Here is an 18503-nt window from a genome sequence, read left to right as displayed (position 1 = left end):
CTGCACAGCACCTTCACGACCCTCGTCTCGGTCGGCGGCGGTCATCGGCGGTCATCGGTAGTCAGCAGGTCAGCGCCGCGGCGCTGACTGCTCGACCATCGCGATCAGACCCTGGGCGTGCGCCGGGGTCATGCCGAGCTCGGCGGCGGTGCTGGTGAGCACGCGGCGCTCCAGGTCGGTCAGCGGACCGTCGGCCAGCGCCGTGCGCGCGCCCGCCCGCAGCAGGTTCTCCTTGCCCTGGTCGGCCAGCTGGCCGCCGAGCGCCCCCATCAGGCCACTGAGGTCGCCGGGCACCACGTCGAGGTCCGCGGCGAGGGATTGGTCCGTGAAGCCGGGCAGGCCGGCGCCCCGCACCTCGTGCACGGCGGTCGCCCGGGCCTCCGGCACCAGCATCGAGCCGGCCCGCAGCACGTGCACGATCAGCCCGCGCACGCCGTCGAGCAACTGGCCGGACAGCTGCGCGCTGGTCGGCCGGGCCAGCACCCCCATCGTGAACATTCCCTGACACGTGTCGCAGCGCACGTGCTCGTTGACCCTGCCGCTGACCGGGAACAGCGGAATGAAGTAGAGCGTGAACCACCTGCGGCCCACCCGGTGCTTGTAGGCGCGGTCCGCGCCGCACTGCGGGCACAGGAACGTGCCGCTGTCGAGCACGCGGTACAGAACTTTGATCTGCCAGAACAAGAAGAACACGAACGACCCCTCCGGTCGCGGCGATGCGGCCGTCGAATGGTAGTACAAAGGGGCCGTTCGTGTTCTTGGCTTCACGCCTGAATCAGCGCAGCGCGCGGTTCACCGCCGAGACGACGGCCTTGAGCGAGGCGGTGACGATGTTCGCGTCGACGCCCACGCCCCACAGGACGGTGCCGTTCACCGCGCACTCGACGTAGGCCGCGGCACTCGCGTCCCCGCCCGCGGCGAGCGCGTGCTCGGCGTAGTCCAGGAAGCGCAGGTCCACCTCGAGCTGCTGCGTCAGGGCGTTGACGAACGCGTCGATCGGTCCGTTGCCCGCGGAGACCACGGTCGTCGGGGTGCCGTCGATGACGACGTCCACGCTGAGTGCGTCCTTGCCGTCCAGCGTCGAGTCCGAGCGGTATCCGGCGAGCTGGAAGCGGCCCCAGGGCTCGTCCGGCGTCGGCAGGTACTCGTTGGCGAACGCCGACCAGATCTGCTCCGGCGAGACCTCGCCGCCCTCGGCGTCCGTCTTCGCCTGGATGATCCCGGAGAACTCGATCTGCAGCCGGCGCGGCAGCTCCAGCTGGTGGTCGTGCTTGAGCACGTAGGCCACGCCGCCCTTGCCGGACTGCGAGTTGACCCGGATGACCGCCTCGTAGGTGCGGCCGACGTCCTTCGGGTCGATCGGCAGGTACGGCACCGCCCACGGGATCTCGTCCACCGTCGCGCCCGCCGCGGCGGCGTCCTTCTCCAGGTGCTCGAAGCCCTTCTTGATCGCGTCCTGGTGCGAGCCGGAGAACGCGGTGTACACCAGGTCGCCGCCGTACGGGTGGCGCGGGTGCACCGGCAGCTGGTTGCAGTACTCGACGGTGCGCCGGACCTCGTCGATGTCGGAGAAGTCGATCCGCGGGTCGATGCCCTGGGAGAACAGGTTCAGGCCCAGCGTGACCAGGCAGACGTTGCCGGTGCGCTCGCCGTTGCCGAACAGGCAGCCCTCGATCCGGTCCGCGCCCGCCAGGTAGCCCAGCTCGGCGGCGGCCACGGCGGTGCCGCGGTCGTTGTGCGGGTGCAGCGAGAGCACGATGCCCTCGCGGTACTTCAGGTTCCGGCTCATCCACTCGATCGAGTCGGCGTACACGTTCGGGGTGGCCATCTCGACCGTCGCCGGCAGGTTGATGATCACCTTGCGTTCGGGGGTCGGCCGCCACACGTCGTTGACCGCGTCGCAGACCTCGACGGCGAACTCCAGCTCGGTGCCGGTGTACGACTCGGGGGAGTACTCGAAGTAGATCTCGGTCTCCGGGTACTGATCGGCGAACTTCCGGCACAGCTGCGCACCGTTCACCGCGATCTGCTTGATCCCGGCCCGGTCCTGCTCGAACACGACCCGGCGCTGCAGCGCGGAGGTCGAGTTGTACAGGTGTACGATCGCCTGCTTCGCCCCGGCGACCGCCTCGAAGGTGCGCTCGATCAGGTGCTCGCGGGCCTGTGTCAGCACCTGGATGACGACGCCGTCCGGGATCCGGTTCTCCTCGATGATCTGCCGGACGAAGTCGAAGTCGGTCTGCGAGGCGGACGGGAAGCCGACCTCGATCTCCTTGTAGCCCATGGCCACCAGCAGCTCGAACATCTTCAGCTTGCGGGCCGGGCTCATCGGGTCGATCAGCGCCTGGTTGCCGTCGCGCAGGTCCACCGCGCACCAGCGCGGCGCGCGGTCGATGACCCGGCTCGGCCAGCCGCGGTCCGGCAGGTCGATCGGCGTGAAAGCGGTGTACTTGTGGATCGGCATCGAACTCGGCCGCTGTGCGGCGACCACGTCGTACTGGCCGGCGTTCGCTACGGCGGGGTTCTGCACGGTCATGGGTCTCGGTTCTCCATCCGGGGCGGTGCGGGAAGGAGACCGGCGGATTGCGAGTGCTTTCGAGGCTTCAGAAGCGCAGCACCGACTCCGCGACGAGGGTGCCGGTCTGGATGGTTACAGACCCTCGCCGCGGCAGATAAGAAGCCGCCGTCCGTGCATAGTGGGATTCACTCTAGCAGACGGACTTGGCCGCGAGATCGGGTGGATTTCCGCGAGTCTGCCGCCGTACGGCGCCGGAACGCGGTGTGATTGTCCCCGTGCGCACCCTGTTCGCCCCCGCGACCGGCTCGCTGCCGCGGTCCTGGCGGCTGACCCGGGTGCAGACCGCGTCCTGCGGCATGGGCGGCGGCGAGGAGATCGCGGCCGAACTGCTGGCGCAGATCCAGGTCTGCCAGAACGCCGCCGATCTCGCCGACCGGCCCGGGGATCCGCCGGCCGGCCGCGCCGAGCTGCGCTCGGTGCTGGCCCCGCCGTACCGCGGGCGGCGCTTCGTGCATCTGGCGCACGACCATTACGGCAGGCTGCTCGGCTACGCGCGGCTCGGCGTCTACAGCGCGTTCCACCACGAACTCGCGCACGGCGCGCTCACCGTGCACCCGGCCGCGCGTCGGCACGGCGTCGGCTCCGCGCTGCTCGGCGCGCTCGCCGCCTCCGCGAAGGCCAACGGCCGGGGACGGCTCGTGCTCGACGGCCCGCGCAACGCCGCGACCGACGGCTTCGCGCGCAGCTGGGGTCTGCACGTCGGCGGCTGCGACCTGCGCTCCCGCCTTGATCTGAACTCTGCCGCGCTGCACGCCAAACTCGCCACCGTGCTGCCCGAGCAGCGGCAGGGCCGGGCGGGCAACCTGCTGCCGATGCGCTGGGCCGGCGCGTGCCCGGAGTACCTGCTCGACGCGCTGATCGACACCCTCGACTCGCTGCACGCCGACCCCGACGACCCCGGCGTCACGCCGTTCACCGAGGCCGAGGTGCGGCACCGCGAGCGCGCCGCGTGGTCGGCGGGCCTGCGCGAGTACACCGCCTGCCTGCTGGATCCGGCGACCGGGCGGATGGCCGCGCTCTCCACCGCGCACACGGCCGACGGCATGCGCGGCGAGCAGAACGAGACCGTCGTCGTGCCGGAGTATCGCGGCCGCGGCCTGGCGATCCGGGTCAAGGCGTACCTGGTCAGCGAACTGCTCACCGCCGAGCCGAATCTGCGCGTGCTCGACACGTACAACGCGGTCAGCAACACGCGGATACTGGCCGTGAACCGGAGCCTCGGATTCGAACCCGTAGACACGCACGCCGCGTGGACACTTGCGATCTGACTACTTACTCCACCGTTCCTACTCCACGGTCACGCTCTTCGCCAGATTCCGCGGCCTGTCGATGTCCCGGCCGAGCGCGAGCGCGGCGTGGTACGCGAAGATCTGCATCGGGATGCCGAGCAGGATCGGATCCAGCTCGGGCTCGCTGCGCGGCACCAGGATCACGTCCTGCGCGAGCTTCGGGTCCGGCGCGGTGTGCCCGATCATCAGCACCCTGCCCTGGCGCGCGCGGATCTCGCCGAGCGTGCTGAGGTTCTTCTCCAGCAGTTCGTCGTCCGGCACCACGGCCACGGTCGGCAGCTCCGGACCGATCAGGGCGAGCGGACCGTGCTTGAGCTCACTGGCGGGGTACGCCTCGGCATGGATGTACGACAGCTCCTTGAGCTTCTGCGCACCCTCGCGGGCCGCGGGGTATCCGCGCACCCGGCCGACGAACATCAGGCTCTCGTGCTTGGCGTACTCGTGCGCGAGCGCGGCGATGTGCTCCTCGTCCTCAAGGATGCGCTCGATCTTGTCGGGCAGCGCGCGCAACGCGGAGGTGACGCGGCGTCCGTCGGCCGGGGAGAGGTCGTGCACGCGGCCGAAGTGCAGCGCGATCAGCGCGAAGGCCACGGTCGTGCAGGTGAAGCTCTTGGTGGAGGTGACCGAGACCTCCGGTCCCGCGTGCAGGTAGACGCCGCCCGAGCAGGCGCGGGCGATCGTGCTGCCGACGGTGTTGACCACCCCGAGCGTCGTGCCGCCCTTGCGGTTGATCTCGTGCACTGCCGCGAGCGTGTCGTACGTCTCGCCGGACTGGCTGACCGCGATGTAGAGCGTGTCCGACTCGATCACCGGATTGCGGTAGCGGAACTCGGAGGCGGGCTCCGCGTGCGCCGGGATCCGGGCCAGCTCCTCGATCAGCTGCGCGCCGATCTCGCCCGCGTAGTACGCGGAGCCGCAGCCGAGGACCTTCACCCGCTTGAAGTCGCGCGCCTCACGCGCCGTCAGGTTCAGGCCGCCGAGATGCGCGGTCGAGAAGCGCTCGTCCAGCCGGCCGGAGAGGGTGCGCAGGATGGCCGAGGGCTGCTCGTGGATCTCCTTGCTCAGGAAGTGGGCGTGCCCGGCCGTGTCGTAGTCGGCCGCGGCGGTCTCCGCCGTCGAGGGCTGCTTGGTGACGGCCCGCGCGTCGAGGGTGAAGGTGGAGAATCCGCCGGCGCGCACGACGGCCAGCTCGCCGTCGTCGAGGTACACGATCTGTCGCGTGTACCGGACCACGGCCGCGACGTCCGACGCCGCGAACATCTCCTTCTCGCCGATGCCGAGGATGACCGGGCTGCCGTTGCGCGCCACGACGACCACGCCGGGCTGCTCGGCGTCCACGACCGCGATGCCGTACGTGCCGACGACCTGGTTCAGCGCGCCGCGCACCGCGTCCTCGAGGCTCAGGCCGGCGGCGGACTGCACGGCGATCAGGTGCACGAGCACTTCGGAGTCGGTCTCGGAGGTGAAGGTCACGCCGTCCGCGGCGAGTTTGGCGCGCAGGTCGTTGGCGTTCTCGATGATGCCGTTGTGCACGACCGCGAACCGGCCGGCCTCGCTGACGTGCGGGTGCGCGTTCGCGTCGTTCGGCTCGCCGTGCGTCGCCCAACGTGTGTGGCCGATGCCGGTCGTGCCGCGGAACCGGGCGGGCACGGCCGCCGCCAGATCGGCGATGCGGCCCTTCTTCTTGCACACGCGCAGGTTGGACTTGCCGACGACCGCGAGCCCGGCCGAGTCATAGCCGCGGTACTCCAGCCGGGCCAGTCCGTCCAGCAGGATCGGGGCCGCGTCCTGTGCACCCACATAAGCGACGATGCCGCACATATTCACTCTTCCGTTCGGGGCTCAGTGACTCATCCGTAGACCATTCGGCGCAGCTGGCGGGCCGTCAGCTCGGGCGAGGCCACCGGCCGGTCCCGCAGTTCGGCCCGGATCCGCTCGAAGATCGGATCGTTCGTCAGCCCGCTCGCCTGCAACTCCCGGTGCCGCCGCCGGGTGTAGTCCTCGACGTTCTCGTCGAAGTACGCCTTCACGTCCGCGATCACCCGTGCCGCGCTGCCCGCCGGAAGCCCGGTCGTGCGCATGACATGCTGGAGAAGATCATCGTGGGAGGGCGTGGTGGAGGACGGCACGCCTAGGACGTTAGCCCGCGGCGGCGCGCGAAGCCCAGATTCCTGCCCGGAATCGGGCAGGATTTCCTTCAGTTGGCCCCGTCGAACGATTCGGTCTCGGGAGGTTTTGCGCTCCGCAAGATCGGGGTACCGAACCCCGTCGGCAGCGCGCGCACACTTGGAGGGGTCATGGGTCGCACCATCGTGGTCACCGGAGGCAGCAGCGGGATCGGGCGGGCCATCGCGGCCGTATTCGCCGCCGCCGGGGACCGGGTGTTCATCACCGGCCGGACCGAGCGGACCATCGTCGCCGCCGCCAAGGAACTCGACGCCAGCCACTCCGGCGAGGTCATCGCCGTCGTCTGCGACTCGACCAGGCCGCGCGACCTCGCCAAGCTCGTCGACGAGGTGGACGAGCACGTGGACGTGCTGGTGAACGCCTCGGGCGGCCTGGTCGCCGGCAAGCCGTGCGACGACCCGCTGGAGGAGCTGAGCGAGACGTGGAGCGCGTACATCGCGCAGAACGTGCTCGGCGCGGTGCTCACCACGGCGGCGCTGCGGGAGCTGCTCGGCCCGCGCAGCACCATCATCAGCATCGGCTCGATCGGCGCCGAGCGGCGCGGCGGTGCGTACGGCGCGGCCAAGGCGGCGCTCGCCGCGTGGAGCGCGGGGCTGTCCGCCGAACTCGGGCCCCAGGGCGTGACCGCGAACGTCGTGTCCCCGGGCTACATCACGGGGACGGACTTCTTCCAGGGCGGGATGACGGACGCGCGGCACGAACTGCTCGTCGGCGAGACGCACGACAAGCGCCCGGGCACCCCGGAGGACGTCGCCGAGCTGGTGTTCTTCCTCGCCTCACCCGGCGCCCGGCACATCACCGGGCAGACGATCCACGTGAACGGCGGCGCGTTCACAACCAGGTAACCAGGGGTCAGACAGGTGACCGGGGGTCAGAACCCGAGGCGCTGCAGCTGCTTCGGATCGCGCTGCCAGTCCTTGGCGACCTTCACGTGCAGGTCGAGGAACACCGGCGTGCCGAGCAGCGCCTCGATCTGCTGACGGGCCCGCGTGCCGACCTCGCGCAGCCGCGAACCGCCGGTGCCGATCACGATCGACTTCTGGCTCGACCGCTCCACGTACAGCGTGGCGTGCACGTCGAGCAGCGGCTTGTCCTTCGGCCGGTCCTTGCGCGGCAGCATCTCCTCGACCGTCACGGCCAGCGAGTGCGGCAGCTCGTCGCGCACGCCCTCCAGCGCGGCCTCGCGGATCAGTTCGCCGACCATGACCTGCTCCGGCTCGTCCGTCAGCTCACCGCCCGGGTAGAGCGGCGGCGACTGCGGCAGCTGCGTGACCAGCAGGTCCGCGAGCAGGCCGACCTGCGAATCGGCGACCGCGCTCACCGGCACGATCTCCGCCCACTCGATCCCGATCTCCTTGCCGAGTTCGAGGACCGCGAGCAGCTGCTCGCCGACGGACTGCTTGCCCATCGTGTCCGTCTTGGTGACGATCGCGACCTTGGGCGTGCGCTGTACCTGGGCCAGCTGCTGCGCGATATACCGGTCGCCGGGCCCGATCTCCTGGTTGGCCGGGATGCAGAAGCCGATGACGTCCACCTCGGCCCAGGTCGCGCGCACCTGCTCGTTCAGCCGCTCGCCGAGCAGCGTGCGCGGCCGGTGCAGTCCGGGGGTGTCCACGAGTACGAGCTGCGCGTCCGGCCGGTGCACGATCCCGCGCACCGTGTGCCGGGTCGTCTGCGGCTTCCCCGAGGTGATCGCGATCTTCGCGCCGACCAGCGCGTTCGTCAGCGTCGACTTGCCCGCGTTCGGCCGCCCCACGAAGCAGGCGAAGCCCGCGCGGTAGCCGTCCGGGATGTCCAGGTACGACGGCGTCGCCGCCCCCGCCCCCTCGGGAGCCCGCCCCACCGCCGTCGGCGCCGGCTCCGACGCGCGCACCTGCTCCGACGTCGTCCGCCGCTCCGCCTTCGCGATCGACTGCCGCTTGCGCCGCTCCGCGTTCTCCAGCTCCTCCGCCTTACGCCCGCGGTTGTTGCGCACCGCGTTCCGCCCCGCCTGGGACGAAGCGGGCTTCCGTGGCTCGGAGGAGGAGGACGTGCGGCGCGGCTCGGTCATTGAGCCATTGTCTCAGACCGATTCAGCCGCGCCGCACGCCGAGCGATTCCGGGGTCAGCGCCCCCGGAGATCCCGGTACTTGCCCACCAGGGCGTCGGTGGAGGAGTCGTGGGCCTCGGGCAGCGGGGTGCCGTCGGCGGTCAGCTCCGGCTCGATCTTCTTGGCGAGGACCTTGCCGAGCTCGACGCCCCACTGGTCGAAGGAGTTGATGTTCCAGACGGCGCCCTGGGTGAAGACCTTGTGCTCGTAGAGGGCGACGAGCTGGCCGAGCACCGACGGGGTCAGGCGGGGGGCGAGGATCGACGTCGTGGGGTGGTTGCCCTTGAAGACGCGGTGCGGCACGATCGGCGCCGCGGTGCCCTCGGCCTCGACCTGCGCCTTCGTCTTGCCGAAGGCGAGCGCCTCGGTCTGCGCGAGGAAGTTCGCCGTCAGCATGTCGTGGTGCGCGGCGCGCGGGTCGGCGGCCGGCGTGACGGGCTCGGCGAAGCCGATGAAGTCGGCCGGGATGATCTTCGTGCCCTGATGGATCAGCTGGTAGTAGGCGTGCTGGCCGTTGGTGCCGGGGGTGCCCCAGACGATCGGGCCGGTCTGCCAGGCCACCGGCTCGCCGTCGCGCTGCACGGACTTGCCGTTGGACTCCATGTCGAGTTGCTGCAGGTAGGCGGAGAACTTCGACAGGTAGTGCGAGTACGGCAGCACCGCGTGCGTCTGCGCGTCGAAGAAGGAGCCGTACCAGACGCCGAGCAGGCCGAGCAGCGCCGGGACGTTCTGCTTGAGCGGCGTGTTCTTGAAGTGCTCGTCGACGGTGTGGAAGCCGGCCAGCATCTCGCCGAAGCGCTCCGGGCCGATCGCGAGCATCAGCGAGAGGCCGATCGCGGAGTCGTAGGAGTACCGGCCGCCGACCCAGTCCCAGAACCCGAACATGTTCTCGGTGTCGATGCCGAACTTCGAGACCTCCGCGGCGTTCGTCGACACGGCCACGAAGTGCTTGGCCACCGCCGACTCGTCGCCGCCGAGCGCGTCAAGCACCCACTCCTTGGCCGACGTGGCGTTGGTGATCGTCTCGACCGTCGTGAACGTCTTCGAGGAGATGACGAAGAGGGTCTCGGCCGCGGCCAGGTCGCGGGTCGCCTCGTACAGGTCCGCGCCGTCCACGTTGGACACGAAACGGAACGTCAGGTCGCGCCGCGAGTACTCCTTGAGGGCCTCGTACGCCATCGCCGGGCCCAGGTCCGAGCCGCCGATGCCGATGTTGACGACGTTTCTGATGCGCTCCCCGGTCGCGCCCTTCCACTCGCCCGAGCGCACCTTCTCGGCGAACAGGCCCATCCGGTCCAGCACCTCGTGCACGCCGGGGACCACGTTCTCGCCGTCCACCTCGATGGACTCGCCGCGCGGCGCGCGCAGGGCCACGTGCAGCACTGCCCGGTCCTCGGTCACGTTGATCTTCTCGCCCGCGAACATCGCGTCGCGCAGCGGCTCGACCCCGCGTGCCGCCGCGAGCTCCAGCAGCAGGCTGAGGGTCTCGTCGGTGATCAGCTGCTTGGAGAAGTCCACGCTCAGGTCGCCGACCGACAGGGTGTAGCGCCCGGCGCGCTCCGGGTCGGTCGCGAACAGCTCGCGCAGGTGGGTGTCCCCGAAGGCTTCACGGTGCTTGGACAGGGCCTGCCACTGCGTCGTCTCGGTCAACTGCTGCGTCATTTCGACGGCTCCTCGGCCTATGCCATCAGTATCGATTCCGGCTTCGGGAAAAACCTAACACTGGCCCGGGCACCAGGCGTTCCAAGACGTCACGCGTACGCTTCTGACCATGAGCCAGCCACCGCCCGAGCCGCCGCGCCGCAAGATCCTCGTGGTAGAGGACGAGCCCACGCTGGCGGACGCCGTGCTCGCCCGGTTGAACGCCGCGGGCTTCGACACCGCGTACGCCGCGACCGGGCCCGCCGCGATCGCGGCCGCGCGCGAGGAGCGGCCGGATGCGCTGGTGCTGGACGTGATGCTGCCCGGCTTCGACGGCCTCGAGGTCTGCCGCCGGATCCAGGCGGAGCAGCCCGTGCCGGTGCTGATGCTCACCGCCAGGGACGCCGAGTCCGACCTGCTCGCCGGCCTCGGCGCGGGCGCCGACGACTACCTGACCAAGCCCTTTTCCATGCGGGAGCTGATCGCCCGTATCACGGCCCTGCTACGCCGGGTGGACCTGGTGCGCGCGCAGGCCCTGAAGAGCAACGGCGTGGACGCGGACGGCGCCGACCCGAGCGCGCCGCTGGAGCTCGGCTCGCCCGGCCACCCGCTCACCGTGGACCGGGCCCGCCGGCGGGTGCGCGCGAGCGGCGCCGAGGTGCACCTGACGCCGATCGAGTTCGACCTGCTGCTCAGCCTCGCCCGCCGCCCCGGCCAGGTCGTCTCCCGGCAGTCGCTGCTCGCCGAGGTCTGGGACTGGGCGGACGCCTCCGGCACCCGCACCGTCGACTCTCATATCAAGGCCTTGCGCAAGAAGATCGGCGCGGAGCGGATCCGCACCGTGCACGGGGTCGGCTACGCGCTGGAGACCGGAGCCGAGGCGGGATCCCCGTGAACCACGACAGCGCCGACCGCGCCGACCGGCGGGTCGACCACGCCGACCGCTCCGACAGCGCCGACCGTGGCGACCGTGGCGACCGGCGGACCGTCCTCGCCGACCGTTCCGACAGCGCCGAGCGCGCCCGCACCGATCGCGTCCCGCGGCTCCGCGAGCTGCGCGAACTCCAGCCGCTCGACCGGCTCTCCTCCCTCCGGATCAAGCTCGGCGTGCTGGTGGCCGCGTCCGTGACGGTGTCGGCCGGTTTCTCCGCGGTCGGGGTCACCCTCGGCATCGAGGCGCGCTACGTGGTCACGGTCGCCGTGCTCGCCTCGCTGGTCGTCGTGCAGATCCTGGCGCACGGCATGATCGCGCCGCTGCGTTCGATGGCCGCGGCCGCCTCGTCCATGGCGCACGGCGACTACTCCAGACGAGTGCGTGCCACCTCCCGCGACGAGGTAGGCCGTTTGGCTGTCGTGTTCAACCAGATGGCCGCGGATCTCGAGGCCGCCGACCGGGCCCGCCGCGAGCTGATCGCCAACGTCTCGCACGAGCTGCGCACCCCGATCTCGGCGCTGCGCGCGGTGCTGGAGAACGTCGTGGACGGGGTGACCGAACCGGACGGCGCCGCGGTCAAGGCCGCGCTCGCGCAGACCGAACGGCTCGGGCTGCTGGTCGAGGAGCTGCTCGACCTGTCCCGGCTGGAGGCGGGCGCCGTGCCGCTGGACGTCTCCGAGTTCGCCGTCGAGCCCTTCCTCGCCGAGGTGGTGCGGCAGGCGCAGACCGCGGGCCGCCCGGTGCGCTACCGGCTGGACGTGCGCCCGCCGAACCTCGTCGCCCGCGCCGACGCCGGACGGCTGCACCAGGTCGTCGCCAATCTCGTGGACAACGCCGCGAAGCACTCGCCCGCGGACGGCCTGGTCCAGGTCTCGGCGCTGCGCACGCAGGAGGACATGCTGCGCATCGAGGTCGCCGACGAGGGTCCCGGCATCCCGGAGCCGGAGCGCACCAGGGTCTTCGAACGCTTCACCCGCGGCGCGGCCGGCCAGACCGAGCCGGGTGGCGGAACCGGCCTCGGCCTGGCGATCGCGCGCTGGGCGGTGCAGCTGCACGGCGGAACGATCGAGGTGATGCCCTCGACCCGAGGGGCACTCATCAGGCTCGAACTGCCCGCCGAGCCCGAAACGGCAGCTGTACGGCGGAACGATCGAGGTGATGCACTGTAATTCCCTAATTCCCTGGACCCGCGGGGCACTCATCAGGCTCGAACTGCCCGCCGAGCCGGCCGCCGCCGCATCCACGCCGGAATAGTCATCTTGGGCTACAGCATTATGCTCAGTAAGGGTGGTTCAGGTCCCGAGTTTGTGTGACTCTCGTCGCGTTGGCCGGTGCGAACTGCGATTCGCGGCGAAAGGAGCGTAGCCTGGGCTACCGCTGCCCGCTGTGAGGAGGAACCGCTCGGGCCCGCGATGCGGATCCCTCGGCTCCCGCCTTCTCCGGGCGGTTGAGCAGTCCCCACGCGGATCTACGAAGCGGAAGAGGGCGGAAACCGCCGTGTCGCCACAGTCCACACCGACGACGTCTCAGTCAACCCCGGCCCCGGCAGGCGGCGAGACGCCTCCGGGTGAGTTGGCCCAGTTCGGACCCAACGAATGGCTGGTCGACGAGATCTACCAGCAGTACCTGCACGACCCCGAGTCGGTCGACAAGGCCTGGTGGGATTTCTTCAACGACTACCAGCCGGCATCGTCGAACGGCGCGACTCCAGCGGCCGTACCCGCGCAGGCACCCACCACGACCGCGCCCGCCAGCGAGCCGCTCGCCAAGCCCGTCGCGGTGCCCGGCAGCCAGGCCCCCGTCGCCCAGGTCTCCGCGGGCGTCGCGCCGGCCGTGGCCGCCCGCGAGACCGAGATCGAGGCGCACGCCGCGCTCGCGCCCAAGCCCACCCCGCGGGCCGTCGCGCCGGTGGTCGGCGTGCCCAGGGACGCGGCGATCACCGCCCCGCCCACCGCCTCCACCCCGACCGGCGGCGGCGCCGCGACCACCGTGCTCAGGGGCCCGGCCGCGCGGCTGATCAGCAACATGAACGCCTCGCTCGAGGTGCCGACCGCCACCTCGGTGCGCGCGGTCCCGGCGAAGCTGCTCATCGACAACCGCGTGGTCATCAACAACCACCTGAAGCGCGCCCGCGGCGGCAAGGTCTCCTTCACGCACCTCATCGGCTACGCCATGGTGCAGGCGACCAAGGCCATCCCGGAGATGAACGGCTCGTTCGCCGAGGCGGACGGCAAGCCGGCGCTGGTCACCCCCGAGCACATCAACTTCGGCCTGGCGATCGACCTGCAGAAGCCGGACGGCTCGCGCACCCTCGTGGTGCCCTCCATCAAGGCCGCCGAGCTGATGGACTTCCGCGAGTTCTGGCAGGCCTACGAGGACCTGGTCCGCAAGGCCCGCAACAACAAGCTGACCGCCGACGACTTCGCCGGCACCACGATCTCGCTGACCAACCCCGGCGGCATCGGCACCGTGCACTCCGTGCCGCGGCTGATGAAGGGCCAGGGCACGATCATCGGCGTCGGCGCGATGGAGTACCCGGCCGAGTACCAGGGCGCCAGCGAGGAGACGCTCAACCGGCTGGCCGTCAGCAAGATCATGACGCTGACGTCCACCTACGACCACCGGATCATCCAGGGCGCGCAGTCCGGCGAGTACCTCAAGACGATCCACCAGCTGCTGCTCGGCGCGGACGACTTCTTCGACCGGGTCTTCGAGTCGCTGCGGATCCCCTACGAGCCGGTGCGCTGGGTCCAGGACATCGCGGCCTCGCACGAGAACGACGTCAGCAAGGCCGCGCGCGTGCAGGAGCTGATCGACTCCTACCGCACCCGCGGCCACCTGATGGCCGACACCGACCCGCTGGAGTACAAGCAGCGCCGGCACCCGGACCTCGACGTGGTCGAGCACGGCCTGACGCTGTGGGACCTCGAGCGCGAATTCGCCACCGGCGGGTTCGGCGGCAAGCCGATGATGAAGCTGCGGGACGTCCTCGGCGTGCTGCGCGACTCGTACTGCCGCACCACCGGCATCGAGTACATGCACATCCAGGACCCGGCGCAGCGCAAGTGGATCCAGGCCAAGGTGGAGAACGGCAACGTCAAGCCGTCCCGCGAGGAGCAGCTGCGGATCCTCAACCGGCTCAACGCCGCCGAGGCCTTCGAGACCTTCCTGCAGGTCAAGTATGTTGGCCAGAAGCGGTTCTCGCTGGAGGGCGGCGAGTCCGCGATCGCGGTGCTCGACCAGATCATCGGCGCCGCCGCGGAGAACGGCCTGGACGAGGCCTGCATCGGCATGCCGCACCGCGGTCGTCTCAATGTGCTGACGAACATCGTGGGCAAGCCGTACGCCAAGGTGTTCAGCGAGTTCGAGGGCAACCTCGACCCGAAGTCGATGCACGGCTCCGGCGACGTGAAGTACCACCTGGGCACCGACGGCACGTTCACCGCGCTCAGCGGCAGTCAGATCAAGGTCTCGCTGACGGCCAACCCCTCGCACCTCGAGGCGGTCGACCCGGTGCTCGAGGGCTTCGTGCGGGCCAAGCAGGACATCATCAACAAGGCCGGCTCCGCGTTCACGGTGCTGCCGATCCTGATGCACGGCGACGCCGCGTTCGCCGGCCAGGGCGTGGTCGCCGAGACGCTGAACATGTCGCAGCTGCGCGGCTTCCGCACCGGCGGCACCATCCACCTGGTGATCAACAACCAGGTCGGGTTCACCACCTCGCCCGCCGCCTCGCGCTCCTCGGTGTACGCCACCGACGTCGCGCGGATGGTCGAGGCGCCGATCTTCCACGTGAACGGCGACGACCCCGAGGCCTGCGTCCGGGTGGCGCAGCTGGCGTTCGAATTCCGCCAGGAGTTCAGCAAGGACGTCGTCATCGACATGGTCTGCTACCGGCGCCGCGGCCACAACGAGGGCGACGACCCGTCGATGACGCAGCCGCTGATGTACAAGCTGATCGAGGCCAAGCGCTCGGTCCGCAAGCTGTACACCGAGGCGCTGATCGGCCGGGGCGACATCACCATCGAAGAGGCCGAGGGCGCGCTGAAGGACTACCAGGCGAAGCTGGAGCAGGCCTTCGCGGAGACCAAGGACACCGGCAAGGCGCCGGCCAGCCAGGCGGGCGAGGGCAGCGAGGAGCCGTTCCCGGTGCCGGTGCAGACCGGCATCTCCGACGACGTGGTCAAGCGCATCGTCGAGGTGCACGTCAACCTGCCCGAGGGCTTCGAGCCGCACCAGCGCGTGCTGCCGCAGCTGCAGAAGCGCGCGCAGATGGTCAGCGACGGCACGATCGACTGGGCGATGGGCGAGACCCTCGCGATCGGCTCGCTGCTGACCGAGGGCGTCCCGGTCCGGCTCACCGGCCAGGACTCGCGCCGCGGCACCTTCGTGCAGCGGCACCACGTGGTCGTCGACCGGGCCAGTGCGCGCGAGTACACGCCGCTGTCCTACCTGGCCGAGAACCAGGCCACGTACACGGTCTACGACTCGATGCTCTCCGAGTTCGCGGCGATGGGCTTCGAGTACGGCTACTCCGTCGGCCGACCGAACGCACTGGTGCTGTGGGAGGCCCAGTTCGGCGACTTCGGCAACGGCGCGCAGACGATCGTCGACGAGTTCGTCTCGTCCGGCGAGCAGAAGTGGGCCCAGCGCTCCGGCGTGGTGCTGCTGCTGCCGCACGGCTACGAGGGCCAGGGCCCGGACCACTCGTCCGCCCGGATCGAGCGGTACCTGCAGATGTGCGCGCAGAACAACATGACCGTCGCGATGCCCTCGCTGCCGTCCTCGTACTTCCACGTGCTCAGGTGGCAGGCCCTCAACCCGGCGCACAAGCCGCTGGTCGTCTTCACCCCGAAGTCGATGCTCCGGCTCAAGGCGGCGGGCTCGCGGATCGAGGAGTTCACCGGTGCCACGAGCTTCCGCCCGATCATCGGCGACACGACGGTCGCGGCCGACGGCGTGAAGCGGGTGCTGGTCTGCTCCGGCAAGGTCTACTGGGACCTGGTGGCCTACCGCGCCAAGCACGGCATCACCGACACCGCGGTGGTCCGCGCCGAGCGCCTCTACCCGGTGCCCGCGGCCGAGCTGGTGCAGGAGCTGGCCCAGTACCCGGCCGGCGCCGAGCTCCGCTGGGTCCAGGAGGAGCCCGCCAACCAGGGTGCCTGGCCGTTCATGGCCCTGCACCTGCCCGGCGAGCTCGGCGGCCGCGCCCTGACCTGCATCTCCCGCCCCGCCTCGTCCTCCCCGGCGGTGGGTTCGGCCAAGCGCCACGAGGTCGAGCAGCACCGCGTGGTCGAGGAGGCCTTCGCGGAGTGAGGCCTCGGCGGATCGAGGTCTCGGGGTCGGGGCCCTAGCGGCCTGAGCCGTCCGGCGTCCCCCGCCGCTCCTGACGAGCGGCGGGGGACGCCGTTTTCTGCTGGCAGGGAGATTCCGCCGACTTTAGGCAAAATGCTGCCATCGATTCGCGTCGCCCCGAAATCTGAGACTCAGTTCATCGCAAGAATCTTTCAAACCATGCCCTGATACCCGATGCTTCCCTTGACTTGAGACTAGAGTCGGCCGAATATGTGTGCTGCACCACAGGGAAGGCGCGCGCTCACCCACCTCCCACCGCGAAGCGCCGTCCCGACTGTTCCGACGAATCCGACAACTCCCGACGATGACGACGGAGGTTCTCGTGCACGCCATATCCACACTCCGACGGCGCACGCGGCTGCTGGTCGCGTTTCTGCTCGCGTTGGCGATCGCCGTGCCGGTCATCGGCATGGCCACGACCCAGGCTTCCGCCGCGGCGGCGCCGAAGCCCTGCGACGTCTACGCGTCCGGCGGAACGCCGTGCGAGGCGGCGTACAGCAGCACCCGCGCGATGTTCGCGTCCTACAACGGTCCGCTCTACCAAATCCAGCGCGCCTCGGACAACAGCACCCTGAACATCGGCCTCGAATCGACCGGCGGGGTGGTCGACTCCGCGCCGCAGGTCTCCTTCTGCTCCGGCACGACCTGCACCATCACCCAGCTCTACGACCAGACGTCCAACGCCAACAACCTGCCCGTCTCCCCGGGCAAGTCCTGCTCGGGCTGCTCGAACGGACTCAGCGGACCCGGCCCGAACGGCTCGGACATCGCCGCGAACGCGATGGCGCTGCCCGTGACGATCGGCGGCCAGCCGGCGTACGGAGTGCTGGTCAACAACATCGGCACCGGGTATCGCAACAACGCCGTCAAGAACGTGCCCACCGGCTCGCAACCGGAGGGTGAGTACATGATGACGTCGTCCATGCTCACCACGGGTGCCTGCTGCTTCGACTTCGGCTCGGCGGAGACCAACGACTCCGACGACGGCAACGCGACCATGAACGCGATCTACTACGGAACCGCGTGCTGGACCGGCGGATGCACCGGCTCCGGTCCCTGGGTCGGCGGCGATCTCGAGAACGGCATGTACTTCAGCAACAACGGCCCCAACCCGTCGAACATCACGAGTGAGACCGGCTCGTTCGTCTCCGCGTGGGAGAAGAACAACGGCACCACCAACTTCACCCTCAAGTTCGGCAACGGCCAGTCCGGCGGGCTGACGACCTCGTACTCCGGCGCCCTGCCCAACGGCTACAACCCGATGAAGGTGCAGCCCTCCATCGAGCTGGGCACCGGCGGCGACAACAGCACGATGGGCAAGGGAGAGTTCTTCGAAGGCGCCGTCACGGCCGGCTTCCCCTCCGACGCCACTGAGAACGCGGTGCAGTCCAACCTCACCGCGGCCGGCTACGCCAACAACAACACCACGTTCAAGACGAGCACGTCCGTGATCAGTCTGCACGCCCACGCCAACGGCAAGTACGTCGACGCGGCGAACAGCAGCACGTCGCTGATCGCTGACGCCACCTCGGTCGGCACGGCGGAGACCTTCGACATGTTCACCAACACCGACGGAACCGTGAACCTGCGGGCGCACTCGGACAACGAGTGGGTCACCGCGGAGAACAACGGAGCCGCCCCGCTGATCGCCAACCGAGGCTCGGCCGGCCCGTGGGAGACGTTCTATCTGATTCACAACTCCGACGGCAGCGTGAGCTTCCGCGCCTACAACAACGAACAAATCGTGACCGCCGAGAACGCCGGCGCGTCCTCCCTGATCGCCAACCGCACCGCGATCGGCCCGTGGGAGGAATTCGACCTGACCACCCACTGACCGAAAACGCGCCGAGAGCGGACAGCCGGTCTCCTGGGCCCCGGGCCTTCAGGAGACCGGCTCCACTTTTCTCGTTTCCGCAGTGAGCCCTCCGGTACCTAGACTGAATGTCGATGCCAGTACTTCAGCAGCTTCGTCTCGACCATGCGCCTGCCGTGCTTGAGTTCGAGCGGGAGAATCGCGCGTACTTCGCCGCGTCGGTGCCGGACCGGGGTGATGAGTTCTTCGCCGAGTTCGATGCTCGGTACGCGCAGCTGCTCAAGTGGCAGGCTGCCGGGACGGATTACCCCCACGTGCTGGTGGCCGAAAGCGGCGAGGTTGTGGGACGGGTGAACCTGATCGGAGTGGCGGACGGATCGGCTGAACTCGGGTACCGGATCGCGCAGAAGTGCGCCGGACAGGGACTGGCCACCGCGGCGGTGCGTGAGGTGCGCAAGCTCGCTGCCGCGCACTACGGACTCACCAGCTTGCGCGCGCGGGCCACGCTGGACAACCCGGCCTCGCACAGGGTGCTGGAACGCAACGGGTTCGTCGCCGTCGGCGAGCTGACGCTCAACGACAAGCCGGCCACGTCCTACATCTGCGAGCTCCGCTGA

Annotated in this window: 13 protein-coding genes; 7 read left to right on the top strand and 6 right to left on the bottom strand. The window is 69.9% G+C overall.

The genetic code is table 11. The features are described 5' to 3' along the window. Positions 1-69 precede the first annotated feature (69 nt). Both VG296_RS05560 and leuA read right to left on the bottom strand, forming a co-directional pair. Positions 70-693 carry a TerB family tellurite resistance protein gene (locus VG296_RS05560; protein ID WP_325563759.1) on the bottom strand — a complete coding sequence of 208 codons (624 nt, stop codon included), beginning with the start codon at positions 691-693 and terminating at the stop codon, positions 70-72. 82 nt (positions 694-775) lie between these two features. Further along, complete coding sequence (gene leuA, locus VG296_RS05555; protein WP_325563758.1) at positions 776-2536, bottom strand: 2-isopropylmalate synthase; 1761 nt, start codon at positions 2534-2536, stop codon at positions 776-778. A 257-nt stretch (positions 2537-2793) separates the two neighbouring features. On the opposite strand from leuA, the gene VG296_RS05550 reads away from it, so the two are divergent. Further along, entirely contained in the window at positions 2794-3846 is a 1053-nt protein-coding gene (locus VG296_RS05550) for a GNAT family N-acetyltransferase (RefSeq protein WP_325563756.1), read from the top strand. Positions 3847-3864: 18 nt separating this feature from the next. Here VG296_RS05550 and glmS read toward each other — a convergent pair whose 3' ends face one another. Both glmS and VG296_RS05540 read right to left on the bottom strand, forming a co-directional pair. Continuing rightward, complete coding sequence (gene glmS / locus VG296_RS05545) at positions 3865-5688, bottom strand: glutamine--fructose-6-phosphate transaminase (isomerizing) (RefSeq protein ID WP_325563754.1); 1824 nt, start codon at positions 5686-5688, stop codon at positions 3865-3867. Positions 5689-5717: 29 nt separating this feature from the next. Then, positions 5718-5948 (bottom strand): hypothetical protein, encoded by a 231-nt coding sequence (locus VG296_RS05540; RefSeq protein ID WP_349259467.1) that lies wholly within the window; start codon positions 5946-5948, stop codon positions 5718-5720. A gap of 216 nt (positions 5949-6164) precedes the next feature. Between VG296_RS05540 and VG296_RS05535 the strand changes: the two genes are divergently transcribed. After that, positions 6165-6899, top strand: coding sequence for an SDR family oxidoreductase (locus VG296_RS05535; RefSeq protein WP_325563750.1), 735 nt, complete (start codon positions 6165-6167; stop codon positions 6897-6899). A 26-nt stretch (positions 6900-6925) separates the two neighbouring features. Here VG296_RS05535 and era read toward each other — a convergent pair whose 3' ends face one another. Both era and pgi read right to left on the bottom strand, forming a co-directional pair. Next, positions 6926-8104 (bottom strand): GTPase Era, encoded by a 1179-nt coding sequence (era, locus tag VG296_RS05530; protein WP_325563748.1) that lies wholly within the window; start codon positions 8102-8104, stop codon positions 6926-6928. Between the two features lie 54 nt (positions 8105-8158). Then, positions 8159-9805 carry a glucose-6-phosphate isomerase gene (gene pgi / locus VG296_RS05525; RefSeq protein ID WP_325563746.1) on the bottom strand — a complete coding sequence of 549 codons (1647 nt, stop codon included), beginning with the start codon at positions 9803-9805 and terminating at the stop codon, positions 8159-8161. Between the two features lie 109 nt (positions 9806-9914). Between pgi and VG296_RS05520 the strand changes: the two genes are divergently transcribed. The 5 genes from VG296_RS05520 to VG296_RS05500 all read left to right on the top strand — a co-directional run bounded on the left by VG296_RS05520 (position 9915) and on the right by VG296_RS05500 (position 18503). Beyond that, complete coding sequence (locus VG296_RS05520; protein ID WP_325563745.1) at positions 9915-10679, top strand: response regulator transcription factor; 765 nt, start codon at positions 9915-9917, stop codon at positions 10677-10679. A gap of 158 nt (positions 10680-10837) precedes the next feature. After that, positions 10838-11887, top strand: coding sequence for a HAMP domain-containing sensor histidine kinase (locus tag VG296_RS05515; RefSeq protein WP_414641056.1), 1050 nt, complete (start codon positions 10838-10840; stop codon positions 11885-11887). 328 nt (positions 11888-12215) lie between these two features. Further along, on the top strand, positions 12216-16034 hold the full coding sequence (locus VG296_RS05510) for a multifunctional oxoglutarate decarboxylase/oxoglutarate dehydrogenase thiamine pyrophosphate-binding subunit/dihydrolipoyllysine-residue succinyltransferase subunit (RefSeq protein ID WP_414641055.1): 3819 nt from the start codon (positions 12216-12218) through the stop codon (positions 16032-16034). 343 nt (positions 16035-16377) lie between these two features. Continuing rightward, the gene (locus VG296_RS05505) at positions 16378-17907 is read left to right on the top strand and encodes an arabinofuranosidase catalytic domain-containing protein (protein WP_325563741.1); all 1530 of its coding nucleotides are present in this window, start codon (positions 16378-16380) and stop codon (positions 17905-17907) included. Between the two features lie 113 nt (positions 17908-18020). Then, positions 18021-18503, top strand: a complete 483-nt coding sequence (locus VG296_RS05500) for a GNAT family N-acetyltransferase (protein WP_325563740.1) — start codon at positions 18021-18023, stop codon at positions 18501-18503.

It is taken from the genome of Actinospica sp. (assembly GCF_035552695.1).
In the GTDB taxonomy this organism is placed as follows: Bacteria; Actinomycetota; Actinomycetes; order Streptomycetales; family Catenulisporaceae; genus Actinospica.
The sequence above is the reverse complement of the archived record's forward strand: the minus strand, read 5'-3'. Positions and strand labels throughout refer to the sequence as shown.